Here is a 22,807-nt window from a genome sequence, read left to right as displayed (position 1 = left end):
CCCCCGCCGAGGCCGCTCCCGCCGAGGCCGCGCCGGCCGAGGCCGCCGCGCCCGCCGAGACGCCGGCCGCTCCGGCCGAGGCCGCGCCCGCCGAGGCGCCGGCCGCCGACAGAACCACCACGAACGACTCCGGCTCCGGGGAGGAGCCCACCGCATGAGCATTTCCGCCCAGGACGTGAAGGCGCTGCGCGAACGCACCGGCGCCGGCATGATGGACTGCAAGAAGGCCCTCGTCGAGGCTGACGGCGACGTCGAGAAGGCGATCGAGGCGCTGCGCATCAAGGGCATGGCGAAGGCCGAGAAGCGCGGCGACCGCGGCACCTCTGAGGGCACCGTGCAGTCCTACATCCACGCCAACGGCAAGATCGGCGTGCTCGTCGAGGTCGACTGCGAGACCGACTTCGTCGCCCGCAACGACGACTTCGTCGGCTTCGCGAAGGACCTCGCGCTGCACATCGCGGCCGCGGCTCCCGTCTCGGTCGACGACGACGGCGTCCCGGCCGAGGACGTCGAGCGCGAGCGCCGCATCGCCGAGGAGCAGTACGCCGACAAGCCCGAGCAGATCCGCCCGAGAATCGTCCAGGGCAAGATCGACTCGTGGCTGAAGGACGTCGTGCTGCTGCGCCAGGCGCATGTGAACACGGACAAGTACGAGGGCCGTTCGATCGAGGAGATCCGCACCGCGCTCTCCCAGAGAACCGGCGAGAACGTCGTCATCCGCCGCTTCTCGCGGTTCGCCGTTGGCGACTGAGCCCCCTCACGGCGTGGGATCGGCGCCAGCCGATCCCACAATGCCTTCGGCGCCAGCCGACGGCACGGACGCCGCGTACAGACGCGTCCTCGTGAAGGTGTCGGGCGAGTCCCTCATGGGCTCGCTCGACTACGGCCTCGACCCGGAGAAGATCGCCGCGATCGCGCGCCAGCTGGCGTCGATCCACGAGCGCGGGGTCGAGGTCGCCGTCGTCGTCGGCGGCGGCAACATCTACCGCGGCCTGGCCGCGCAGGCGTCGGGCATGGATCGCGCGACCGGCGACTACATGGGCATGCTCGCGACCGTCCTCAACGCGCTCGCGCTGCAGGACGCGCTCGAGAAGCAGCACGTGCAGACGCGCGTGCAGTCGGCGATAGCGATCTCCGAGGTCGCCGAGCCGTACATCCGTCGTCGCGCGATGCGCCACCTCGAGAAGCAGAGGATCGTGATCTTCGCGGCCGGCACCGGCAACCCGTTCTTCACGACGGACACCGCGGCCGCGCTGCGCGCGATCGAGATGCACGCCGAGATCATCCTGATGGCGAAGAACGGGGTCGAGGGCGTCTACAGCGCCGACCCGGCGACCGATCCGGACGCCGAGTTCATCCCGGAGATCACCCACATGGAGGCGATCGAGAAGCGCCTGCGCGTGATGGACTCGACCGCGCTGACGCTGTGCATGGAGAACAGACTGCCGATCGTCGTCTTCAACATGGGCGACGAGCGCAACATCGATCGGATAGTTTGCGGGGATCGAGTCGGGACCCTGGTGAGGACATGATCGAAGAGCTGCTGCAGGACGCGCGCGAGCGCATGGGGAAGGCTGTCGAGTCGACCCGCCACGAGTTCGGCTCGGTGCGGACCGGCCGCGCCACGCCGGCGCTGCTCGACCGCGTGATGGTCGAGTACTACGGCGCTTCGACGCCGCTGAAGCAGCTCGCGACGATCTCCGCTCCGGAGGCGCGCCTGCTGTCGGTCCAGCCGTTCGACAAGAGCTCGATCAAGGCGATCGAGAAGGCGATCATGGAGTCCGACGTCGGCCTCACGCCGAACAACGACGGCAACGTGATCCGTCTGTCGATCCCGGAGCTGACCGAGGAGCGCCGCAGACAGCTCGTCAAGGTGGTGCGCAACATCGCCGAGGACGGCCGGATCGGCATCCGCAACGCCCGTCGCGACACGATGCAGGACCTGCGCGAGCTGCGCGACGCCGGCGAGGTCGGCGCCGACGACGAGCATCGCGCCGAGGCCGAGCTGCAGAAGCTCACCGACGAGAAGGTCGGCGAGCTCGACACCTTCCTGAAGCACAAGGAAGAAGAGATCCTCGAGGTCTGAGACCTCGTGGCGCTCGCCGACGTGGCAGGGGACCAGAGCGACTCCGACCGGCGCGCCCGGCGCGTCGCGATCATCACCGACGGAAACGGGCGCTGGGCCGAGCAGCGCGGGCTCGACGTCACCGAGGGCCACCGCGCCGGTGCCGAGAACGTCAAGGCGCGGCTGCGCGACGCCGTCGAGCTGGGGATCGAGCAGCTCGCGATCTACGCCTTCTCGACCGAGAACTGGTCGCGCGCGACCGCCGAGGTCGAGGGGCTGATGGAGCTGTTCCGCGAGTACATCGAGCGCGAGACGCCCGAGCTGCACGAGGAGGGCGTGCGGATGCGCTTCGTCGGCCGCCGCGGCGACCCGATCCCGCCCGACATCGTCGAGCAGATGGAGTGGGCCGAGCAGCTGACCGCCGGCAACGACAGAATCACCTTCTTCATCCCGTTCAACTACGGCGGGCGGGCGGAGATCGTCGATGCCGCGCGCAGCTTCACGGGCACGACCGAGGAGGAGTTCCGCGCTCACCTCTACGCGCCCGACCTGGAGGATCCCGACCTCGTGATCCGCACCAGCGGAGAGCAGCGGCTGTCGAACTACCTCGTCTGGCAGACCGCCTACTCCGAGTTCGTCGTGCGCGACGAGCTGTGGCCCGACTTCGACCGCGCCGTCTTCGAGCAGACGCTCGCCGAGTACGCGACCCGCTCGCGCCGCTTCGGAGGACGGACGGCGACATGAGCAGCGGCGGCGACGGCGAGTTCTTCGACGTGCTCGCCGACGACGACGACGGCCTCGCGCGCTCACGGGCGCGACGGGCGCAGGCGGCGGAGGAGAGCAGCACCGGCGGCAGACGCGGCCGCGGCGGCAGGCGCGGCGGCAGAGGCGGCGGGCGCCGCGGGCGACGGCGCGGCGGCCCCGGCGTGACCGGCGGCGACGTGCCGCGCAAGCCCGGCTCGGATCTTCCCGGACGCGTCGCGGTCGCTGTCCCGGCCGCGATCGCGGTGATCGCCGTCAACGCCTTCGGTGGGCCGATATGGGCCGCGGCGCTGCTGGCCGTCGGGATACTCGCGATGCACGAGCTGTACGAGATGCTGAGACCGGTCCAGCCGGTCGCCGTCGCGGGCTTCATCGCGCTCGCCGGGATGCTCGCGGCCGCGCTCTACGGCACCCAGTTCCACATCCTGCTGGCGGCCGTCTCGATCGTGCCGGTGCTGTTCGTGCTGACGGCGCTGGGGCCGGAGCGCGAGCACGCCTCGCTGGCGATGGCGACGACGATCCTCGGCATCTACTGGATCGGCTTCGCGCTCGCGCACGCCGTCCTGCTGCGCGAGCTGCCGCACGGCAACGCGATCGTGATCGACGTGCTCGTCGGCACCTTCATCGGCGACACCGGCGCCTACTTCGGCGGCCGCATGTTCGGCCGTCGCAAGCTCGCGCCGCGCATCTCGCCGAACAAGACCGTCGAGGGGCTCGTGATCGGCATGCTGGCGGCCGTCGCGGCCGTCTTCTGCGCCGGCCTCTACCAAGATTGGCTGTCCACGACAGAGGCGCTGCTGCTCGGCGTCGGCGTCGCGATCGCCGCCCCGATCGGCGACCTGTTCGAGTCGTTCATCAAGCGCGACGTCGGCACGAAGGACACCGGCCGCGCCTTCGGCGCCCACGGCGGCGCGCTCGACCGCATCGACGCGGCGCTGTTCGCCGCGGTCGTCGGGTACTACATCTGGTACGCACTGGCCTAGCGCCGGCGCGTCACCTTCTGCGCAACTTCACCGTCACCCCGCACGTCTCAACGTGTGAACCAGGGACGGAACCGAAGGGGCTGAACTGACGATGACGGATCAATTGCGGCCGCGCGGCCGGCGATCGCTGCTGCGCGGAATCGGACTGGCACTGCTGGCGCTCGTCGCGCCGGGCGCGGCGACGGCGGCCGGCGAGACGCCGGCGCCTGCCACGGGCGGCGCCGACGTCCCGATCAGCTGGATCGACAACGGTGGCGGCGCGGCGTCGCTTGCCGCCGCGCCCGACGGGCGCCTGTGGGTGCTGCGCCGCGGCGCCGACGGCAACAGGCTCCAGCGCGTCGGCGCCGGCGGCGTCGAATCGGAGACGGCGCTCGCGCAGTGGCCGCGAACGGCTCTCACGACGTTGAACGACGGACGGCTCGGCTACCTCCACGCCACCGACGACAAGCCGTATCCGAGCGACTACGAGCGGGCGACGGTCAGCGGCGCGGAGGCGCCGGTCGCGACAGCGCTGCCGCCGTTCACGTCGACGGAGGCCGGACTTGCGCCCGACGGCGCCGTCTGGCGCGTCGCCGCCTGCAAGCGGGCGACGCGCGTCGGCCTCGACGGCGCCGTGCGCTCGTTCCGCTTGAGCTGCGCCACCCCCTCCGGCGATCCACGGCTCGCCTTCGGCGGCGACGGCAGCACCTGGCTCGTCGACCTCTGCGCCGGCCGGATCGAGCGGTTCGCCGCCGACGGCGCGCGGCGGCTCTGGCGGCCGAAGCCGGTCGAGACGGCTTGCGGTGACAAGAACTGGGGCGGGGCGGACGTCTCGCCGGCGCCGGTCGTCCTGCTGCCCAGCGACGACGGCGGCCTCTCCTACGGTCTCGTCGGCACGGCCGGCGGGCGGATCGGCCCGGGCGGCAGGCTGGTGCGCGGCAGCTCGACGCTGCTCGCCGCCTCGACCAGCGACGGCAGCACCTGGAGCACGGACGGCGCCGCGCTCGTGCGGCGCGCCGCGGACGGTGCTGTCACCACGATCCCCGATCCCGCTGCCGACGGCCGCCCTCTCCACCACGCCACCGTCGACGCCGACGGCCGCCTCTGGTTCAGCCGCGCCGCGTCGTCGGGCTGGCGGGCGGAGTGGACGATCGGCGACACCTCGGTCGCGATCGCCGATCCCGGCACGCGCACGGTGCGCAGCTTCGACGACCGGCTCGCGGGCCGCGGCGCGCACAGACGTTTCCCGTCGCCGCTGACGGCCGCGGCGGGCGGAACGGTCTGGGGCAGCGTCGACGACAGCTGGTCGCAGGCGCCGGGGCAGGCGGGGCTGCTGCGCTTCGCGGCCGTCCCCGAGCCGGCGGCCGGCGGTGCCCGGCCGCGGCGGGTCGTCGCCCGCAGCGGCGCGACCGCGTGGCTGCAGGTCCGCTGCGACGCGGCGCTCGGCAGCTTCTGCGCGACGCGCGCGACGCTGACGCGCCGCGGCGGCGACGCCGCGCTCGCGACGGTCGTGCCCGCGGTCGTCCCCGGCGGCGCCAGCCGCACCGTCGCGGTGAAGCTGACCGCGGCCGCGCGGAAGACGTTGCACGCCGGCCGCACGCTGCGCGCGGACGCGCTCGTCGTCGGCGAGGGGCAGGAGCCGGCGCGGCTCGCGGTCGCGCTGGCGCCTCGGCGCTGAACGGACGGGCGGGACGGGCGGAACGACGGCACGGACGCCGGAGTTCTGCCCGCTTAGCTGCCGGAAACCCCGGCCGCCTACAATCCACCCGATGCCACGCCGCCTGCTCATTCTCGGCTCGACGGGGTCGATCGGAACGCAGGCGCTCGACGTCGTCGCGCGCTCCGAGGACCTCGAACTGGTCGGGCTCTCCGCCCAGTCCTCCTGGGAGCCGCTGATCGAACAGGCGAACGCCTTCGGCGTCGACCGGATCGCGCTCGCCGACCCGCACGCCGCCGCCCGCGCCGCCGAGGCGTGGACCGACGGCGAGGTGCTCGACGGCGCCGAGGGGCTCGTGCGGCTGGTCGTCGAGTCGGAGGCCGACCTGGTGCTGAACGCGCTCGTCGGCTCCGCCGGCCTCGGCCCGACCGTCGCCGCGCTCGGCGAGGGGATCGACCTCGCGCTCGCCAACAAGGAGTCGCTCGTCGTCGGCGGTGAGCTCGTCAACCAGCTCGCGGAGGCGACCGGCGCCCAGATCATCCCCGTCGACTCCGAGCACTCGGCGCTCCATCAGCTGCTGGCCGGGGAGGACCCGGCCGCCGTCGACAAGCTCGTGCTGACCGCCTCCGGCGGCCCCTTCCGCGGCAGAACGGCCGCCGAGCTGCGCGACGTGACCGTCGAGCAGGCGCTCGCCCACCCGACCTGGGCGATGGGCGGCAAGATCACGATCGACTCGGCGACGCTGATGAACAAGGGCCTCGAGCTGATCGAGGCGCACCACCTCTTCGGCACGCCGTACGAGCGGCTCGACGTCGTCGTCCACCCGCAGTCGATCGTCCACAGCATGATCCAGCTGTGCGACGGCTCGACGCTCGCGCACCTCGGCTACCCCGACATGCGCGTGCCGATCTCCTACGGCCTGCACTACCCCGAGCGCGCCGAAGTGCCGCTGAGAGCGCTCGACCTCGCGTCGGTCGGCTCGCTGACCTTCGAAGCGGTCGACACCGACACCTTCGCCTGCCTGCGGCTGGCGCGCGAGGTCGGGATCGCCGGCGGCACCGCGCCGTGCGTGCTCAACGCCGCCAACGAGGTCGCCGTCCACGCCTTCCTGGGCGGCAGGCTGCGCTTCCTCGAGATCGCCGAGGTGATCGAGCACGCGCTCAACACCGTCGAGACCGGCATGATCCACGCGTTCGAGACGCTCTACCGCGCCGACCGCGCCGCGCGCGACGCCGCGCACGAGCTGATCGAGGAGCGGGCGACGGCATGACCGCGATCCTGCTCGCCTTCATAGGCTTCTGCGCCCTGATCGTGCTGCACGAGCTCGGTCACTTCACGGCCGCGAAGCTCGTCGGCATGCGCGTCGAGAAGTTCTCGCTGTTCTTCGGCCGACCGCTCGCGAAGGTGCAGAAGGGCGAGACCGAGTACGCGATCGGCTGGATGCCGCTCGGCGGCTACGTGCGCATCACCGGCATGAACCCGACGGAGGAGATCCCGGAGGAGGTCGCGCCGCGCGCCTACTACCGCCAGCCGGTCTGGAAGCGGATCGTCGTGATCGCCGCGGGTCCGTTCGTCAACATCGTGATCGCCTTCCTGATCATCTGGGCGCTGCTGCTCGCCAACGGGCAGGCGACCGACCAGCCGGTCGTCTCCAAGCAGGACCTCGGCCAGCCGGCCGCGCAGTACCTGCAGCCGAACGACAGGATCGTCAGCGTCGACGGCGTCAGAGGCGACCCGGCCGCGATCGCCAGACAGGTCTCGACGCACAGATGCGCCGGCAGACAGGTCGACGGCTGCGCGGCCGCGACCCCCGCGACGGTGGTCGTCGAGCGCGACGGCAGACTGCAGACGTTCGAGATCACGCCGCGCTACGACGGCACGAGAGGGATCGAACGGGCGCGGCTGGGCTTCAGCTACGAGAACGCGACGCGCAACGTCGGCCCGGTCGACGCCTCCGGCGTCGCGGTGACCGGCATGTGGGACGTCACGACCCGCACCGTCGAGACGTTCGGCAAGCTGTTCCAGGCGAGAGAGCGAGAGCAGCTGTCCGGCGTCGTCGGCACCTCCGAGACGCTGCGGCAGTCGTTCGAGTTCTCGACGACGCTCGCGCTCTACGTGCTCGCGATCATCTCGCTGTCGCTGGCGATCATCAACCTCTTCCCGTTCCTGCCGCTCGACGGCGGCCACATCTTCTGGGCGCTGGTCGAGAAGATCCGCGGCGGCCGGCCCGTCCCGTTCTCGGTGATGGAGAAGGCCGGCGCCGTCGGCTTCGTGCTCGTGATCATGCTGTTCTTCATCGGCCTGTCGAACGACATCGGCCGCATCGGCGACGGCACGCTCGGCGACATCGGCCGCTGAGGCTCACCCCAGCAGGGGAATGAGCTGCGCGTGGCGGTCGATCACGTGGTCGGCGTCGGCGGCGGCGCTGGTGTCGTCGGCGACGCCGCGGTAGCGCACCGTCGCCATCCCGAGCGCGCGGGCGCCGGCGACGTCGGTGCGGCGCAGGTCGCCGACGTGGACCGCCTCCGCGGCGCCGACGCCGAGCGCGTCGAGCGCGTGCTGGAAGATCGCCGCCGCCGGCTTGAAGCAGCCGACCTCGTCGGAGAAGGCCCAGCCGCCGAACAGCTCCAGCAGACCCTCGCGCGCGAGCGCGTCGCGCAGCAGGGTGGACGGCGTCAGGCCGACGTCGCAGACGATCGCGAGCGCGACGCCGCGATCGCGCAGCGCGCGCAGGACCGGCGCGATCCCCTCGGCGAGCGTCAGGCGAGCGCCGGCCGAGGAGCCGAGGAAGGCGGCGGCGAGGCTGGCGCCATCTCTGTGTGAGAGCGCCGCGCCGAAGCGGGCGGCCTCAGCCGCCGGGTCGAACGGCCGCGCTGTCGACCAGGCGCGGTCGTGGGCGGCGCCGGCGGCGGCCAGCTCGCGGTCGATCGCGGCCTCCGAGATCCCGCCGCCCAGCTCGGCGGCGGCCGCCACGACGGCCTCGCGCCGCAGCCGCTTCAGCAGCCCGGGCGGCTCTGCCATCAGCGTGTTCCAGAAGTCGAAGGTGACGGCGGTGGTCATGCGGCCACCACGACGACGCCGTGGTCGGTGTAGGGACCCAGCGCGGGGTCGGCGGCGTCCAGCTCGACGACGAGGCGGCCGAGCTGCGTCAGCTCCGCGACGACGTAGGGGAGGACGATGCCGAGCTTGTCGCTGGTCGCGAGCGCGACCGTCTCGGCGGCGGCCGCGATCATCGCCGCCTTGACCGCGCGCTCGTCGGGATCGCCGACCGTGACGCCCGCCTCCGGATGCAGACCGCACGGGCCGAGCAGGCAGAGGTCGGGCCGCAGCGCGCCGAGCGCGGCGACGGTCGTGGCGCCGACGGTCGTCAGCGTGCGCGGGTTGAGCTGGCCGCCGAGCATCTCGACGCGCACGCCGGGATGGCTCGCGAGCGCCTCCGCGACCGGCGGCGAGGTCGTGAAGATCGTCGTGCGCAGCGCCGCCGGCAGGTGACGGGTCACGTTGAGGCAGGTCGTGCCGCCGTCGAGCAGCACGACGGCGTCGTCGGGGATCAGCGCGGCGGCGGCGCGCGCGACGGCGTCCTTGGCCGGCGACTGCCGCGCCCGGCGCTCGGCGAACGGCGCGTCGCCGCCGCCGAGCGGCAGCGCCCCACCGTGCACGCGCTTGACGAGCCCCTCGGCAGCGAGCTGGTCGAGGTCGCGCCGGATCGTGTCCTGCGAGCAGCCGAAGCGGGTCGCGAGCGTCGCCGCCTGCAGCTTGCGCTCGCGCCGCAGCGCTTCGAGGATCAGGTCGCGGCGCTCAGCCGCCAGCAGCTCGGGCATATCCGCAGAATACTGCACGAACCAGCAGAAATCTGCAAAGCTGTGCAGAGAGCGGCGCCAACGGCGTCGCGAGGCGGACGAAGGCGAGATGGGAGCGATGGAGCGAGACGAGCAAGGGGCGCGAAGCATCGGCGCCGTCTTCCCGGCGGACGCGGACGCCGCCGACCTGCCCGCCGCGGCGGTGCAGGCCGAGCGGCTCGGCTACGACAGCCTGTGGGTCGTCGAGGACTGCTTCCTCTCCGGCGGCCTGACGATGGCGGCGACCGCGCTCGCGGTCACCGAGCGGCTGGAGGTCGGCGTCGGCCTGCTGCCGGCCGCCGTCCGCAATCCCGCGATCGCCGCGATGGAGATCGCGACGCTGGCGCGGATCCACCCCGGCCGCTTCACGGCGACCTTCGGTCACGGCGTCGCCGAGTGGATGGAGCAGATCGGGGCGCGGCCGCCGAAGCGCCTCGCCGCCCTGCTCGAGACGGTGACGGTCGTCAGAGCGCTGCTCGCGGGCGAGCGCGTCGACCTCGACGGCGAGCACGTCCATCAGGCGGCGGTCGCGCTCGACCATCCGCCGGCGGTCGCGCCCACGGTGCTCGTCGGCTCGACCGGCCCGAAGGGGCTGGCGCTCGCCGCCGAGCAAGCCGACGGCGCGCTGCTGGCGGAGGGCTGTGGCCCGGGCTTCGTCGCGGGCGCCGTCGAGCGGGCACGGACGGCCGGCGGCAGGCTCGACACCGTCGTCTACGCGTGGATGCGGATCGACGACGATCCCGCGCGCGCCCGCGCCGCGCTGCGCCCGACCGTCAACGCCTGGCGCGACTCCGGCCGCTATCCGGGGCCGGTCGCGGCAGCCGGCCTCGACGCCGGGCAGCCGCTCGACGACGCCGCGCTCGACCGCCTCGCGATCGTCGGCGACGGGCCGGGCTGCGCCGCCGCCGTCGAGCGGTTCCTCGCCGCCGGGACCGGCCGTCTCGTCGTCGTGCCGCAGGGGGCCGACTGGCGCGAGCAGCTGGAGCGGTTCGCCGGCGCGGTGCTGCGCTGAGCGGTTGCCGCTGGCGGGCGGGGGTAGATCCGCTGTAGCGTCTGCTCGGCCCCGGCGGTCGTCAACGGCAGCGGAGGAGGACGAGATGGAAGGCAGCACGATCGACCCCACGACGGTCACGTCGGTGGGTGCGGCGAGCCTCGGTGAGGCGCTGCGGCGCACCGCCGCCGCGCATCCCGACCTGGTCGCGGTCCGCACGCTCGACGACAGCGTCTCGCTGACCTGGTCGCAGCTGCGCGGGCGGGTCGACGCGCTCGCCGGCGGACTTGCGCGGCTCGGCGTCGGCCGCGGCGACACGCTCGCCCTGATGCTCTCCAACCGGCCCGAGTTCCACATCGCCGACCTCGCCGCCGTCACGCTTGGCGCGGCGCCGTTCTCGATCTACCTGACCTCCTCGCCGGATCAGATCCAGTACGTCGTCGGCGACGCGCGGGCGCGCGTGGCGATCGTCGAGCAGGCCTTCCTCGGGCGGCTGCTCGACGCCCGCAGAGAGCTGCCGGAGCTCAAGCACGTGATCGTCGTCGACCCGGAATCCGACGAGGACGCCGGCTACGGCCTGCTGTCGCTCGCCCAGGTCGAGGGCTCCAACCCGTCGTTCGACGTCGACGCGGCGCTCGCCGCCGTCACGCCCGACGACGTCGCGACGCTGATCTACACCTCCGGGACGACCGGGCCGCCGAAGGGCGTCGAGCTGGCCCACCGCAACATCCTCGGCGCGGTCTACAGCGTGCAGGAGGTGATCAGCCTGCCGCCGGGCGCGCGTGTGATCTCGTGGCTGCCGGCCGCGCACATCGCCGAGCGCGCCGCCCACCACTACATCCCCGTCGTCTACGCCGCGACGATCACCACCTCGCCCGACCCGAGAGCGATCATCCAGACGCTGCCGCAGGTGAGACCGAACTGGTTCTTCGCCGTCCCGCGCGTGTGGGAGAAGCTGAAGGCGGGCCTGGAGGCGATGCTCGCCGCGCAGCCGGAGGAGGCGCGCGCGAGAGTCGAGGGCGCGCTCGCCGCCGCGCGACAGCGGGTCGCGCTGCTGCAGCAGGGGGCGGAGGTGCCGGACGAGCTGGAGCAGGCGGTCGCCGCCGCAGACGAGGCGATCTTCAGCAACCTGCGCACGATGCTCGGCCTCTCGGAGGTCGTCACCGTCAACGTCGGCGCCGCGCCGACGCCGCCCGACGTGATCGAGTTCTTCCATGCGCTCGGGATCGAGCTGGCCGAGCTGTGGGGGATGTCGGAGACCTGCGGCGCCGGCACCGTCAACCGCCCTGGCGCGATCAAGATCGGCTCGGTCGGCCCGCCGTCGCCCGGCGTCGAGCTGAGACTGGCCGAGGACGGCGAGCTGCTGATGCGCGGCGCCTGCGTGATGCGCGGCTACCGCAACCGGCCCGAGCAGACGGCCGAGACGATCGACGCCGGTGGCTGGCTGCACACCGGCGACGTCGCGACGATCGACGCCGACGGCTACGTGAAGATCGTCGACCGCAAGAAGGAGCTGATCATCAACGCCGCCGGCAAGAACATGTCGCCGGCGAACATCGAGGCGACGCTGAAGGGCTCCTCGCCGCTGATCGGCCAGGCCTGTGTGATCGGCGACGCGCGGCCCTTCAACACGGCGCTGATCGTGCTCGACACCGACTTCGGCCCGGCGTGGGCCAAGCAGCAGGGGATCGCCGACGACGCCGACCTCGCGACGCTCTCGCGCGACGAGCGCGTGCGCGCGGCGGTGCAGCAGGCGATCGACGGCGCGAACGAGAGACTGTCGCGCGTCGAGCAGATAAAGCGCTTCACGCTCGTGGAGGGCGACTGGCTGCCCGGCGGCGACGAGCTGACCCCGACGATGAAGCTCAAGCGCCGCCCGATCGGCGACAAGTACGCCGCCGCGATCGAGGCGATGTACGAGGGGCATTGAGACGGTCACAAAACGACCTCGCCACGGTCACAGGCCGATAACGAACTGACCACGGGCCGCGCATACGTTGCGGCCCTATGTCAGATCCCACCACCCCCACCGACGCGGTTGCTGGCACCACCCGCCGTCACTTCATCCGCGGCGTCGCCGCGGCCGGCGCGAGCACGGTCGCGGCCGCCTCGCTGTTCGAGGCGCCCGGCGTCTCCGACCTGCTCGGCGACAGCGTCGCGCGCGCGGCGGGAGCGCCCACTCCCTTCGCCGACTTCAGAGCGGTCGCCGCGTCGAGCGCTGACGCGTTCGAGGTGCCGGAGGGCTACCGCGCCCACGTCGTCATCAAGTACGGCGACAGCTTCGCCAACACCGACGGCACGCAGCTGAGATTCGGCTACAACAACGACTTCCTCGCCTTCTTCCCGCTCGAAGGGAAGCCTGACGAGGGCCTGCTGTTCGTCAACCACGAGTACCCGGCGCCGTTCTTCCAGCACGGCGTCACGAGAGGTGCCGACAAGAGCGTCGCGCAGCTCGAGCTGGAGCAGTACTCGGTCGGCAACTCGGTCCTGCACGTCAAGAAGGACGCGGCGGGGCTGTGGCAGATCGTCTCGCCGTCGCCGTACAACCGCCGCATCACCGGCAAGGACCCGGAGTGCGAGCACACCGGCCCGCTCGCGGACGAGACGAACCACCCGAGAGTCGGCACCAGCTCGAAGGGCTCGCTGGCCAACTGCTCCGGCGGCATCACGCCGTGGGGCACGGCGCTCTCCTGCGAGGAGAACTTCCAGGACTACGGCAGCGACCCGGCCACCTCGGCGTACGGCTGGAACAGACTCGACCCCGAGTACGACAGCGCGCTCTGGTCGAAGTACGGCTGGGTCGTCGAGACCGACCCGTACGACGCCTCGTGGACGCCGCGCAAGCACACGGCGCTTGGCCGCTTCCGGCACGAGAACACGGCCTTCCGCGCGCTCGACGGCAAGAGATTCGTGCTCTACATGGGCGATGACGTCACCAACGCCGGCGTCTACAAGTTCGTCTCGACCCGCCCCTTCATCCCGGGCCGCCGCGCGCACAACCTGCGGATCCTGGAGGAGGGCACGCTCTACATCGCCTCCTTCGACCACAGCCGTCGTGAGTTCGCCGTCGACGGCGACACGACGCCGATCACCCCGACCAGCGGCGTCGGCTACTGGCGCGAGGTGCTCGTGACCGAGCTGGAGGACACCAACGTCCGCATCAGAAGAGCGGTCGAGGCCGAGGAGGCCGGCGCCTGGAACAGACACTTCGCGACCAATCGTCCCGAGGACGTCGAGGTCGACGTCGACGGCACCGTCTACATCGCCTTCACGAACAACTCGGGTGTCAAGGATCGCCACGGCTCGATCCGCAAGCTCGTCGAGGCCGGCAACGACCCGACCGCGGTCGGCAGAGCGAACGAGTTCAGATGGGTCGACTACGCCGGCGGCGGCGACCGCGGTGAGGACAAGCCTGCGGGCGAGCGCGGCTTCTCCAGCTGCGACAACCTCGTCTTCGACAGAGAGGGCAACCTCTGGGTCGTCACCGACATCTCGTCGGGCTCGCTGGCGGGCACGCCGGGAGCGGCGAGATGGTACAGATACCACCTCAACAACGCCGTCTTCATGATCCCGCGCAGCGGGCCGAACGCCGGCATCGCCTTCCGCTTCGCGAACATGCCCGCCGAGTCCGAGGGCACCGGGCCGTACTTCACGCCCGACGAGAGAACGCTGTTCGTCAACGTGCAGCACCCGGGCGAGGAGACGGCTTCCAGAGGCGTCTACGGCGACGTCTCGACGTACACCTCGTACTGGCCGGCCGGCAACAAGACGACCGGCCAGAACCCGTCGACGCCGCTGCCGTCGCTGGTCGCCGTCACGAAGCTGCCGCCGAACGCGCCGCCGGAGGAGAGAAGACCGAACGTCATCCCGCCGCCCCCGCCGGCGCCGGAGGGCAGAAGACCGCAGCCGGAGCCGGGCAGAGACGGCGCCAAGCCGCGGCTGAGAGTGGCCGACGTGCCGAGACGGCGCGCGCAGGCGCAGCTGCTGCGCGGCGGGCTGCCGCTGGAGCTGACGGTCGACGAGCCGGTCAGAGCGACGCTCGTGCTGAGCGCGAAGCTGCCGACGCTCGTCGGCAGAGGCAGAAGAGCGAGACGCAAGCAGAAGCTGGTCGTGCTCGGCCGCGCGACGAAGTCGCTGAAGGCCGGCAGAACGGAGCTGGCGGTGAAGCTGTCGCCGGCCGGCAAGCTGCGCGTCCGCGCGCTCAGAGGCAAGGACGTGACGGCGACGCTGACGATCGAGGCGCGCGACGCGGCCGGCAACCGCAGCTCGGTCAAGCGCAACGTGAAGCTGGTCTGAGCAGCAGGACCGTCACCTGGCATCCCGTCACGGGATGCTCGGTGACGGTCCTCACTCGCTCCAGGCGCGCGCGACCGCGAGTGCCGGCCCGTCGGGGTCGGCGCCGCGCGGATGCAGCGCCCGCCAGAGCGTGCCGGGCCCGGCCAGCTGGGTCGAGCCCGGCAGGTCGGCGCCGCGGGCGCCGAGCAGCAGCACGGCGTCGAGCGTCCCCGCGTCGGCCGCGACGACGGGGGAGCGCAGCAGCGCGGGGTCGCTCGTGTCGAGTCGCTCGTGCAGCAGCGGGCGGCCCGCGCAGCTCGCGCGCAGCGTCGCGCTCAAGCGGCCCGGCCGCTCGCCGCTGCGACCGAGCACGACCGTCTCGCGCAGCAGCGCCCGGGCGCCGTCGGCCAGCTCGACCGTGGTCGTGCGGCGCAGGTCGCAGCCGGCGGCGAGCACGAGCGGGCGCGCGAGCCACTCCAGCCGCGCCCCCGCGCCGAGCGCGATCCGCACCCGCAGCCGCGCCGAGGGCCCGCCGCGCACGTGGTGGGCGACCGTCGCGCCGGTCTCGATCACCGTCAGCGCCGCGCCGGGGCCCAGCTCCAGCTCGATCGCGCAGTCGTCGCCCGAGACCAGCGTCGCCGCGGTCTGCACGAGCGCGACGACGGCTTGGCCGCCGCCGCTCGGGTTGCTCGGCAGCGGGCGCGGCGCCCAGGGGGTGGCGGGGCGGAGGTCGCGCAGGACGGTCCGCGTGCCGCGCAGCTCAGCCCTCACCCGTGCTGTGGGAAGGAGGCGTGTGCGGGCGGCGGCGGGCGCTGGGCCGGCCGCCGCCGCCCGCGGCACGTCAGTGCGCGTGGACGTGGGCATGCGCATGCCCGTCGTCGTGCGCGTGGGGGTGAAGGTCGTGATCGTGGTCGTGCGGGCCGTGCGGCGCGGGCGGGCCGGGGTCCTCGCTGACGAGCGTGCCCGCGCGCCAGCGCTCCTCCTGGTCGAGCACCCACGCCGCGACCTCGCGCACGCCGTCGGGCTCGCGCAGGCTGACTGGCAGCGTCGGGCGGCCGTCGCGGCGCTCGGCCGAGTCGCGCAGCATCCGCGCGACGTCGGAGCCGACGCGCGGCGCGAGGTCGACCTTGTTGATCACGAGCAGGTCGGAGCGGGCGACGCCGGGGCCGCCCTTGCGCGGCACGTCGTCGCCGCCGGCGGTGTCGAGCACGAAGATCTGCGTGTCGGCGAGCGCCGGGCTGAACGCGGCGGTCAGGTTGTCGCCGCCCGACTCGACGAAGACGACGGCGAGCGGGCCGTGCGCCCGCTCCAGCTCCTCGACCGCCTCCAGGTTGGCCGACACGTCGTCACGGATCGCGGTGTGCGGGCAGCAGCCGGTCTGCACCGCGACGATCCGCTCGGCCGGCAGGACGCCCTGGCTGCGCAGGAAGATCGCGTCCTCGGTCGTGTAGATGTCGTTCGTCACGACGCCGAGCTGCAATTCGCTGCCGAGGCAGCGGCAGAGCGCGGCGATCAGCGACGACTTGCCGGTCCCGACCGGCCCGCCGATGCCGACGCGCAGCGCTCGCCGCGCGCGCGGCGGCCCGTCGGCGCGGATCGTCCCGTATGTGGTCTCAGCTGACAAAGAGCCTCCCGTCGGATCGTTCGTGCGCGAGCGCGCGCAGGTCGAGCAAGGGGGTGGAGGTGGCGGGGAGCGCACCGAAGCCGGCGCCAGGCGGGCGCGCGGCGGCGGCCGACCGCGCCGCCTCGACCGCCAGCGCCTCGATCCGCGGCGCCAGCCCGGCCACCCACGCCGTCGTCTGGACCGCGTCGAGCGGCAGCAGCTTCACGGCCGCCGCGGCGATGCCGGCGGCGTCCTCGTAGAGCGACAGCCGCGCCGCCTCCAGCGGCGTCAGCCCGGTCGCGCCGGCCACCGCGCCGAAGACGACCGGCCGCGGCGTCCACGCGCTGGCCTCGGCGTAGCGCTCGAGCAGGGCGTCGCCCGGCGCCAGCCGCGCGGCGACGCGCAGCAGCGCCCGTCCGAGCGAGCGGACCGCCGCCCGCTGCGGCGCCCCCGGCGTCCGCGCCGCCAGCTCGTCGTCGAGCGCGAGCAGCGCCGCGAGCGCGGCGTCAACCGCCGCGCCATCCGCATGCGCGGTCGATTGCTGTTGCCTATCGACAGCAGACGACCGCGCATCGGCGCACGCCGCCGCCGCGAAGCTCGCATCGACGAACGCGACGGTCTCCAACCGGGCCGAAAGGAAGGCCGGCACCTCGGCGCCGCGCAACCCCGCGGCCACCGCCGGCTCCAACCCGGCCGAGTGGGCGTAGCCGCCGGTCGGGGTGCGCGAGTCGGCGAGCAGCAGTGAGAGGACCGCCGACATCAGAAGATCGCGTAGCGCTGGGCGAGGGGGAGGACGGCAGCCGGAGCGGGGGTGACGGGCTCGCCGTCGACGGTCACGACGAAGGTCTCCGGATCGACCTCGATCGCCGGCAGGGCGTCGTTGTTCGGCATGTCGGCCTTCGACAGTCCCCGCGTGTCGGCGACGGCGACCAGCTCGCGGCGCAGTCCCAGCCGCCCGGCAAGTCCGTCCTCGAGCGCCGCCGGTGCGACGAACGCCAGCGAGGTGTGGGGAGCGGCCGAGACGGCGGCGCCGAACATCGGCCGCGACAGCACCGGCTGCGGTGTCGGGATCGAGGCGTTGGCGTCGCCGATCGGCGCCCAGGCGATCGCGCCGCCCTTGATCACCAGCCGCGGCCGGATCGCGAAGAAGGCCGGATCCCACAGCACGAGGTCGGCGAGCTTGCCGACCTCGACCGAGCCGACGTGGTCGTCGATCCCGTGCGCGGCCGCCGGGCAGATCGTGTACTTCGCGACGTAGCGCTTGGCGCGCGCGTTGTCGGCGGCGCCGAGCGGCCCGCCGTTCGAGCCGCCGCCACCAGACCCCCAGCGCGCCTTCGCCGCATGCGCGGTCTGCCACGTTCGCACGATCGTCTCGCCGACGCGGCCCATCGCCTGCGCGTCGGAGCCGATCATCGAGATCGCGCCGAGGTCGTGCAGCAGGTCCTCGGCGGCGATCGTCGTCGCGCGGATGCGCGACTCGGCGAAGGCGAGGTCCTCCGGCACGCGCGGGTTGAGGTGGTGGCAGACGATCAGCATGTCCTGGTGCTCGGCGACCGTGTTGACCGTGTGCGGGCGGGTCGGGTTGGTCGAGGAGGGGAGGACGTTGGGGTGCGCGGCGATCGCGATGATGTCGGGCGCGTGGCCGCCGCCGGCGCCCTCGGTGTGGAAGCTGTGGATCGTGCGCCCGCCGATCGCCGCGAGCGTCGACTCGAGGAAGCCGGCCTCGTTGAGCGTGTCGGTGTGGATCGCGACCTGGATCCCCCAGCGCTCGGCGGCGGTCAGGCAGGCGTCGATCGCGGCCGGCGTCGAACCCCAGTCCTCGTGCAGCTTCATCCCGCCGGCGCCGGCCAGCACCTGCTCCTCGAGTCCCGCCGCGCTGACGGTGTTGCCCTTGCCGAGCAGCAGCACGTTGACGGGCAGGTCGTCGAGCGCGCGGTGCATCAGCTCGAAGGCCGGCGCGCTCGGCGTGCAGGTCGTCGCGCGCGTCCCCTCGCTGGGGCCGGTACCGCCGCCGATCAGCGTCGTGATGCCGGCGGCGAGCGCCTCGGTCGCGATCGTCGGGGCGATGAAATGGACATGGCAGTCGACGCCGCCGGCGGTGAGGATGCGGCCCTCGCCGGCGATCACGTCGGTCGACGGGCCGATCCGCAGCGCGGGGTGGACGCCGTCCATCGTGTCGGGGTTGCCGGCCTTGCCGAGCGCGACGATCCGGCCGTCGCGGATCCCGACATCGGCCTTCACGATCCCCGAGTGGTCGAGCACGATCACGTTGGTGATGACGAGATCCGGCGCGCCCTGCGCGCGCGTCGTCGAGCCCTGCGCCATCGACTCGCGGATCGTCTTGCCGCCGCCGAAGACCGCTTCGTCGCCGCCGCGGCACCAGTCCCTCTCGGGGCTGATCCAGAGGTCGGTGTCGGCCAGCCGCACGCGGTCGCCGACGGTCGGGCCGTACAGCTGCGCATAGCGCTCGCGCTCCAGCGAGGTCACGCCGCGTCCTCCGCGCGCAATTGCAGCCCGGCGACCAAGCGTGCGCCGCCGAGCGCGACGAGCCCGACCGTGCGCGCGACGCCCGGCTCGAAGCGCACCGACGTGCCGGCCGGCACGTCGAGGCGGAAGCCGGCGGCGGCGTCGCGGTCGAAGCGCAGCGCCGCGTTGGCGTCGGCGAAGTGGAAGTGCGAGCCGACCTGCACTGGGCGGTCACCGTCGTTGATGACGTCGAGCGTGCGCCGCTCGCGACCCTCGGCCAGCGGCACCGGGCCGTCGCCGCCGACGACGACCTCGCCGGGCACGACGGCGGAGCGCGCGGCCGCGGCCACCGGCTGATGGATCGTCACCAGCTTGCGGCCGTCGGGGAAGGTCGCCTCGACCTGGATCTCGTCGAGCATCTCGGCGACCCCGTCCATCAGCTCCTGCGGCGCGAGCACGTGGCGGCCGTCGGCCATCAGCTGCTCGACGGTCGCGTCGCCGTCACGCGCCCGTTCGAGCACCCAGCACGACAGCAGCGCGACCGCCTCCGGGTGGTTGAGCCGCACGCCGCGCGCGCGGCGGTCGCGCGCGACCATCCCCGCGACCGACAGCAGCAGCTTCTCGACGTCCGACGGCGGCAGCTTCATACGGCCAGCAGCCGGCGCACGTGGCCGTCCTCCAGGCCGGCGGTGTCGCCGGCGTCGACGACACGGCCGCCGTCCATCACCGCGTACCGCTCAGCCAGCCGCAGCGCGAAGTCGACGTACTGCTCGACGAGCAGGATCGACAGCCCGGCGGTGCGCTTCAACTGCGCGATCGCGTCCTCGATCTCGAGGATGATCGACGGCTGGATCCCCTCGGTCGGCTCGTCCAGCAGCAGCAGCTTCGGCTGCGTCACGAGCGCCCGCGCGATCGCGAGCTGCTGCATCTGGCCGCCGCTGAGGAAGCCGGCGGGGCGGTCGAGCAGGTCCTTCAGCCGCGGGAAGAGGTCGAGTGCGTCGTCGATCCCGGATCTCGGCAGGTCCCGCCGCGCCTCCTGCACGACGCGCATGTTCTCCATCACCGTCAGCTGCGGGAAGCAGTCGCGCCCCTGCGGCACGAACGCGATCCCCGCTCGCGCGCGGTCGTACGGCCGCAGCTTCGTGATGTCCTGGCCGTCGAAGATCACGCGCCCGCGTCTGGCCTTCAGCAGCCCGACGATCGTCTGCAGCACGGTCGACTTGCCGACGCCGTTGCGCCCCATCAGGCAGCAGAGCCCGTTGCGGGGGACGCCGAGCGAGACGCCGAAGAGGACCGCGGTCGAGCCGTGGCCGCCGTCGACCGCCTCGACGCGCAGCAGGTCATCGGACCGCAGTCCGTCGGCGGTCGCGTCGACCGGCGCGGTCGCGGCGCTCACGAGACCACCTCCGCCGTGCCCGCGCCGCGCGCGTCGCGCGGGCGCCCGAGGTAGACCTCGCGCACCGTCTCGTCCTGCTGCACCTCGCTCACCGTCCCCTCGGTCAGGATCCGACCCTCGTGCATCACCGTCACGCGCGTCGCGAAGCGGCGCACGAAGTCCATGTCGTGTTCGATCACCAGCACCGTCGTGCCCTCGCCGGCGATCCGCTGGACCAGCTCGCCGGTGCGCGTCCGCTCCTCGCCGGTCATGCCGGCGACGGGCTCGTCGAGCAGCAGCAGCCGCGGCCCCTGGCACAGCACCATCGCGACCTCCAGCCATTGCCGCTGGCCGTGCGAGAGCGTGCCGGCCGGCGCGTCGGCGAGCGCGTCGAGCCCGACCGCCTCCAGCGCAGCGGTCACCTCCGGCGTCGTCCCGCGGCGGGCGCGCAGCAGCTTCGGCAGCGCCAGCCGGAAGCTGGCGGCGACGTCGACGTTCTCCAGCACGCTGAGCTGCTCGAAGACGGTCGGCGTCTGGAAGGTGCGGCCGACACCGCTGCGCACGATCTGGTGCTCGCGCCGCCGCACCAGCTCGTTGCCCTCGAAGACGATCGAGCCCGCGGCCGGCTTGACGAGGCCGGTGATCGCGTCGACGAGCGTCGTCTTGCCGGCGCCGTTGGGGCCGATCAGGAAGCGGATCTCGTTGCGCTCGACGGTCAGGTCGAGCCCGTCGATCGCGTGGAAGCCGTCGAAGACGACCTTCAGCCCGCGCACGGTCAGCAGCGGCTCGCTCATGCGACGACCTCCAGCTCTCTCTCCTGCGCTGGCTCGGGGGTGCGGGTGCGGCGCTTCCAGAGCGTCTTGATCCGCTCCTGCAATGCCTCCGAGACACCGGCCAGCCCCTTCGGCGCGAACGCGATCACAAGGATGAAGAGGGCGCCCTGCGCGTACAGCCAGCCGGACGGGAAGCGCTCCGACAGGTCGGTTCTCGCCCACGAGACGATGATCGCGCCGGCCGCCGCCCAGGCGAGCACCGTGCGGCCGCCGAGCGCGACCCAGATCACCATCTCGATCGAGGGCACGACGCCGAGCAGCGCCGGCGACATGATCCCGACGACCGGCACGTACAGCGCGCCGGCGAGCCCGGCCATGCCGGCCGCCGCCGAGTAGGCGACCACCTTCACGAGCGTCGGGTCGTAGCCGAGGAAGCGGACGCGGTCCTCGGCGTCGCGGCAGGCGATCAGCACCTTGCCGTAGCGGCTGCGCACGAGCTGGCGCGCGATCAGGAAGACGCCGAGGAAGATCGCGACGACGAACAGGTAGAGCGTGCGCTTGTCGGCCGGGTCGGCCAGTCTCAGCCCGAAGAAGCTCTGAAAGTTCGTCAGGCCGTTGGTGCCGCCGGTCAGCCCCTGCTGGCCGATCAGCACGATCACGAAGGCGGCGGCCATCGCCTGCGAGAGGATCGCGAAATAGGCGCCGCGCACGCGCTGGCGGAAGATCAGCGTGCCGAGCAGCGCGGCGACGACCATCGGGATCAGCACGCAGGCGGCGATCGCGAAGGCCGCGCTCTCGAACGGCTTCCACAGCGCCGGCAGCGACTCGACGCCGCTCCAGCTCATGAAGTCGGGCACGTCGAGGTTCTGCGCCGCCGCCTCCTCGAGCTTCATGTGCATGCCCATCGCGTAGCCGCCGAGGCCGAAGAACAGCCCCTGGCCGAGCACGAGCATGCCGCCCTGTCCCCACGCGAGGCCGATCCCGACGGCGATGATCGCCAGGCACAGGTATCTCGCCAGCAGCCCGAGGCGGAAGTCGTTCAGCAGCGCCGGCGCGACCAGCAGCAGCGTCGCGGCGGCGAGCGTGAAGCGGACGAGGAAGGCGGCGCGGCCGCTTCTTGCGGGGAAGAGCTTCGCCAGCGTGCTCATGCGAGCCCCCGGCGGCGCGTCACGACGAGCCCCTGCGGGCGGAACTGCAGGAAGACGACGATCAGCCCGAAGACGGCGGCCTTCGCCAGCGACGCGTCGGTCCAGTACTCCAGGTAGGCGTTGGCGACGCCGAGCGCGATCGCGGCGATGATCGCGCCGCGCAGCTGGCCGAGGCCGCCGACGATCACGACCAGGAAGGCGTCGATGATGTAGTTGGTCCCGAGCGTCGGCCCGATCGAGCCGAGCAGCGTGACGGCGACGCCGGCGACGCCGGCCAGCCCGGAGCCGATGAAGAAGGTGAGACGGTCGACGCGCGGGGTGCGCACGCCGCTGGCGGAGGCGAGGTCGCGGTTCTGCACGACGGCGCGCATCCGCCGCCCGGCCGGCAGCTTCGACAGGTAGAACCAGATCGCCACGAGCGCGACGACGACGAGGCCGATGATGAAGAGCCGCGTGTACGGCATCGAGACGCCGGCGAGCGTGATGCCGCCGTCGAGGAACGGCGGCGCCTTCACCTGCACGTTGGGCGCGCCGAAGATGTCGCGCGCGACCTGCTGCAGGATCAGCGAGACGCCCCAGGTCACCAGCAGCGTGTCGAGCGGCCGCCCGTGCAGGCGTCTGATCAAGGTGAACTCGAGGATCAGCCCGAGCACGCCGCCGACGAGGAAGGCGAGCGGCAACGCCAGCCCGAAGGCCAGCGTCGCCATGCTCGCCGAGAAGACCGACGTCTGCAGCACGTAGACCGTGTAGGCGCCGGCCATCACGAACTCGCCGTGGGCCATGTTGATGACGTTCATCTGCCCGAAGGTGAACGTCAGTCCCAGTGCGACCAGCAGCAGGACCGACGCGACGCTCAGGCCGATGAACAGCTGTGAGAGGAACACGTCCACG

The 22,807-nt window shown here is 72.7% G+C and carries 22 protein-coding genes; 11 read left to right on the top strand and 11 right to left on the bottom strand.

The window, feature by feature from the left end; translation table 11 throughout:
* Positions 1 to 154: 154 nt before the first annotated feature.
* The 8 genes from tsf (at position 155) to R7226_RS20310 (ending at position 7,804) form a co-directional block, all read left to right on the top strand.
* On the top strand, positions 155 to 751 hold the full coding sequence (gene tsf / locus R7226_RS20345; RefSeq protein WP_318599145.1) for a translation elongation factor Ts: 597 nt from the start codon (positions 155 to 157) through the stop codon (positions 749 to 751).
* A 40-nt stretch (positions 752 to 791) separates the two neighbouring features.
* A complete protein-coding gene (pyrH, locus tag R7226_RS20340; protein WP_318599144.1) occupies positions 792 to 1,532 on the top strand; it encodes a UMP kinase in 741 nt (246 codons plus the stop codon).
* Positions 1,529 to 2,086, top strand: a complete 558-nt coding sequence (frr, locus tag R7226_RS20335) for a ribosome recycling factor (RefSeq protein ID WP_318599143.1) — start codon at positions 1,529 to 1,531, stop codon at positions 2,084 to 2,086. Before pyrH ends, frr begins: the two co-directional genes overlap by 4 nt.
* A gap of 6 nt (positions 2,087 to 2,092) precedes the next feature.
* Entirely contained in the window at positions 2,093 to 2,809 is a 717-nt protein-coding gene (gene uppS / locus R7226_RS20330; protein ID WP_318599142.1) for a polyprenyl diphosphate synthase, read from the top strand.
* The gene (locus R7226_RS20325) at positions 2,806 to 3,810 is read left to right on the top strand and encodes a phosphatidate cytidylyltransferase (RefSeq protein ID WP_318599141.1); all 1,005 of its coding nucleotides are present in this window, start codon (positions 2,806 to 2,808) and stop codon (positions 3,808 to 3,810) included. Before uppS ends, R7226_RS20325 begins: the two co-directional genes overlap by 4 nt.
* A 91-nt stretch (positions 3,811 to 3,901) precedes the next feature.
* Positions 3,902 to 5,467 carry an NHL repeat-containing protein gene (locus R7226_RS20320; RefSeq protein ID WP_318599140.1) on the top strand — a complete coding sequence of 522 codons (1,566 nt, stop codon included), beginning with the start codon at positions 3,902 to 3,904 and terminating at the stop codon, positions 5,465 to 5,467.
* A 91-nt stretch (positions 5,468 to 5,558) separates the two neighbouring features.
* Entirely contained in the window at positions 5,559 to 6,716 is a 1,158-nt protein-coding gene (gene dxr, locus R7226_RS20315) for a 1-deoxy-D-xylulose-5-phosphate reductoisomerase (RefSeq protein ID WP_318599139.1), read from the top strand.
* Positions 6,713 to 7,804 carry a M50 family metallopeptidase gene (locus tag R7226_RS20310; RefSeq protein WP_318599138.1) on the top strand — a complete coding sequence of 364 codons (1,092 nt, stop codon included), beginning with the start codon at positions 6,713 to 6,715 and terminating at the stop codon, positions 7,802 to 7,804. The genes dxr and R7226_RS20310 overlap by 4 nt, the downstream gene beginning before the upstream one ends.
* Positions 7,805 to 7,807: 3 nt before the next feature.
* Here R7226_RS20310 and R7226_RS20305 read toward each other — a convergent pair whose 3' ends face one another.
* A complete protein-coding gene (locus R7226_RS20305; RefSeq protein ID WP_318599137.1) occupies positions 7,808 to 8,506 on the bottom strand; it encodes an HAD family hydrolase in 699 nt (232 codons plus the stop codon).
* A complete protein-coding gene (locus R7226_RS20300) occupies positions 8,503 to 9,267 on the bottom strand; it encodes a DeoR/GlpR family DNA-binding transcription regulator (RefSeq protein WP_318599136.1) in 765 nt (254 codons plus the stop codon). Before R7226_RS20300 ends, R7226_RS20305 begins: the two co-directional genes overlap by 4 nt.
* A 97-nt stretch (positions 9,268 to 9,364) precedes the next feature.
* On the opposite strand from R7226_RS20300, the gene R7226_RS20295 reads away from it, so the two are divergent.
* From R7226_RS20295 to R7226_RS20285, 3 genes are all read left to right on the top strand, one after another.
* The gene (locus tag R7226_RS20295; protein ID WP_318599135.1) at positions 9,365 to 10,297 is read left to right on the top strand and encodes an LLM class flavin-dependent oxidoreductase; all 933 of its coding nucleotides are present in this window, start codon (positions 9,365 to 9,367) and stop codon (positions 10,295 to 10,297) included.
* A gap of 85 nt (positions 10,298 to 10,382) precedes the next feature.
* A complete protein-coding gene (locus tag R7226_RS20290) occupies positions 10,383 to 12,206 on the top strand; it encodes an AMP-dependent synthetase/ligase (RefSeq protein WP_318599134.1) in 1,824 nt (607 codons plus the stop codon).
* A 77-nt stretch (positions 12,207 to 12,283) separates the two neighbouring features.
* Positions 12,284 to 14,572 (top strand): PhoX family protein, encoded by a 2,289-nt coding sequence (locus R7226_RS20285; protein WP_318599133.1) that lies wholly within the window; start codon positions 12,284 to 12,286, stop codon positions 14,570 to 14,572.
* 51 nt (positions 14,573 to 14,623) lie between these two features.
* Here the strand turns inward: R7226_RS20285 and R7226_RS20280 are convergent, their stop codons facing one another.
* From R7226_RS20280 to urtB, 9 genes are read right to left on the bottom strand one after another with little or no spacing between them, the layout of a single operon-like run.
* Complete coding sequence (locus R7226_RS20280; RefSeq protein WP_318599132.1) at positions 14,624 to 15,415, bottom strand: urease accessory protein UreD; 792 nt, start codon at positions 15,413 to 15,415, stop codon at positions 14,624 to 14,626.
* Complete coding sequence (ureG, locus tag R7226_RS20275) at positions 15,393 to 16,175, bottom strand: urease accessory protein UreG (protein ID WP_318599131.1); 783 nt, start codon at positions 16,173 to 16,175, stop codon at positions 15,393 to 15,395. Before ureG ends, R7226_RS20280 begins: the two co-directional genes overlap by 23 nt.
* The gene (locus R7226_RS20270) at positions 16,165 to 16,914 is read right to left on the bottom strand and encodes an urease accessory protein UreF (RefSeq protein WP_318599130.1); all 750 of its coding nucleotides are present in this window, start codon (positions 16,912 to 16,914) and stop codon (positions 16,165 to 16,167) included. Before R7226_RS20270 ends, ureG begins: the two co-directional genes overlap by 11 nt.
* Positions 16,914 to 18,641, bottom strand: a complete 1,728-nt coding sequence (locus R7226_RS20265; RefSeq protein WP_318599129.1) for an urease subunit alpha — start codon at positions 18,639 to 18,641, stop codon at positions 16,914 to 16,916. Before R7226_RS20265 ends, R7226_RS20270 begins: the two co-directional genes overlap by 1 nt.
* A complete protein-coding gene (locus R7226_RS20260) occupies positions 18,638 to 19,267 on the bottom strand; it encodes an urease subunit gamma (RefSeq protein WP_318599128.1) in 630 nt (209 codons plus the stop codon). Before R7226_RS20260 ends, R7226_RS20265 begins: the two co-directional genes overlap by 4 nt.
* Entirely contained in the window at positions 19,264 to 20,016 is a 753-nt protein-coding gene (urtE, locus tag R7226_RS20255) for an urea ABC transporter ATP-binding subunit UrtE (RefSeq protein ID WP_318599127.1), read from the bottom strand. The genes R7226_RS20260 and urtE overlap by 4 nt, the downstream gene beginning before the upstream one ends.
* Positions 20,013 to 20,789 (bottom strand): urea ABC transporter ATP-binding protein UrtD, encoded by a 777-nt coding sequence (gene urtD, locus R7226_RS20250; RefSeq protein ID WP_318599126.1) that lies wholly within the window; start codon positions 20,787 to 20,789, stop codon positions 20,013 to 20,015. Before urtD ends, urtE begins: the two co-directional genes overlap by 4 nt.
* Positions 20,786 to 21,916 (bottom strand): urea ABC transporter permease subunit UrtC, encoded by a 1,131-nt coding sequence (gene urtC / locus R7226_RS20245; protein ID WP_318599125.1) that lies wholly within the window; start codon positions 21,914 to 21,916, stop codon positions 20,786 to 20,788. Before urtC ends, urtD begins: the two co-directional genes overlap by 4 nt.
* A complete protein-coding gene (urtB, locus tag R7226_RS20240) occupies positions 21,913 to 22,806 on the bottom strand; it encodes an urea ABC transporter permease subunit UrtB (RefSeq protein ID WP_318599124.1) in 894 nt (297 codons plus the stop codon). Before urtB ends, urtC begins: the two co-directional genes overlap by 4 nt.
* Position 22,807: the final 1 nt, after the last annotated feature.

Source organism: Conexibacter stalactiti (assembly GCF_033542075.1).
GTDB lineage: Bacteria > Actinomycetota > Thermoleophilia > Solirubrobacterales > Solirubrobacteraceae > Conexibacter > Conexibacter stalactiti.
This window is presented reverse-complemented; position numbering and strand designations above follow the sequence as displayed.

What these genes read in the sequence shown, in the direction of transcription:
- R7226_RS20300 (WP_318599136.1), bottom strand. Translation starts at nt 9,267, where the DNA reads ATGCCCGAGCTGCTGGCGGCTGAGCGCCGCGACCTGATCCTCGAAGCG.
- urtC (WP_318599125.1), bottom strand. Translation starts at nt 21,916, where the DNA reads ATGAGCACGCTGGCGAAGCTCTTCCCCGCAAGAAGCGGCCGCGCCGCC.
- R7226_RS20310 (WP_318599138.1), top strand. Translation starts at nt 6,713, where the DNA reads ATGACCGCGATCCTGCTCGCCTTCATAGGCTTCTGCGCCCTGATCGTG.
- R7226_RS20325 (WP_318599141.1), top strand. Translation starts at nt 2,806, where the DNA reads ATGAGCAGCGGCGGCGACGGCGAGTTCTTCGACGTGCTCGCCGACGAC.
- R7226_RS20270 (WP_318599130.1), bottom strand. Translation starts at nt 16,914, where the DNA reads ATGTCGGCGGTCCTCTCACTGCTGCTCGCCGACTCGCGCACCCCGACC.
- pyrH (WP_318599144.1), top strand. Translation starts at nt 792, where the DNA reads ATGCCTTCGGCGCCAGCCGACGGCACGGACGCCGCGTACAGACGCGTC.
- R7226_RS20305 (WP_318599137.1), bottom strand. Translation starts at nt 8,506, where the DNA reads ATGACCACCGCCGTCACCTTCGACTTCTGGAACACGCTGATGGCAGAG.
- R7226_RS20320 (WP_318599140.1), top strand. Translation starts at nt 3,902, where the DNA reads ATGACGGATCAATTGCGGCCGCGCGGCCGGCGATCGCTGCTGCGCGGA.
- R7226_RS20285 (WP_318599133.1), top strand. Translation starts at nt 12,284, where the DNA reads ATGTCAGATCCCACCACCCCCACCGACGCGGTTGCTGGCACCACCCGC.
- R7226_RS20260 (WP_318599128.1), bottom strand. Translation starts at nt 19,267, where the DNA reads ATGAAGCTGCCGCCGTCGGACGTCGAGAAGCTGCTGCTGTCGGTCGCG.
- tsf (WP_318599145.1), top strand. Translation starts at nt 155, where the DNA reads ATGAGCATTTCCGCCCAGGACGTGAAGGCGCTGCGCGAACGCACCGGC.
- R7226_RS20290 (WP_318599134.1), top strand. Translation starts at nt 10,383, where the DNA reads ATGGAAGGCAGCACGATCGACCCCACGACGGTCACGTCGGTGGGTGCG.
- urtD (WP_318599126.1), bottom strand. Translation starts at nt 20,789, where the DNA reads ATGAGCGAGCCGCTGCTGACCGTGCGCGGGCTGAAGGTCGTCTTCGAC.
- R7226_RS20280 (WP_318599132.1), bottom strand. Translation starts at nt 15,415, where the DNA reads ATGCCCACGTCCACGCGCACTGACGTGCCGCGGGCGGCGGCGGCCGGC.
- R7226_RS20295 (WP_318599135.1), top strand. Translation starts at nt 9,365, where the DNA reads ATGGAGCGAGACGAGCAAGGGGCGCGAAGCATCGGCGCCGTCTTCCCG.
- frr (WP_318599143.1), top strand. Translation starts at nt 1,529, where the DNA reads ATGATCGAAGAGCTGCTGCAGGACGCGCGCGAGCGCATGGGGAAGGCT.
- dxr (WP_318599139.1), top strand. Translation starts at nt 5,559, where the DNA reads ATGCCACGCCGCCTGCTCATTCTCGGCTCGACGGGGTCGATCGGAACG.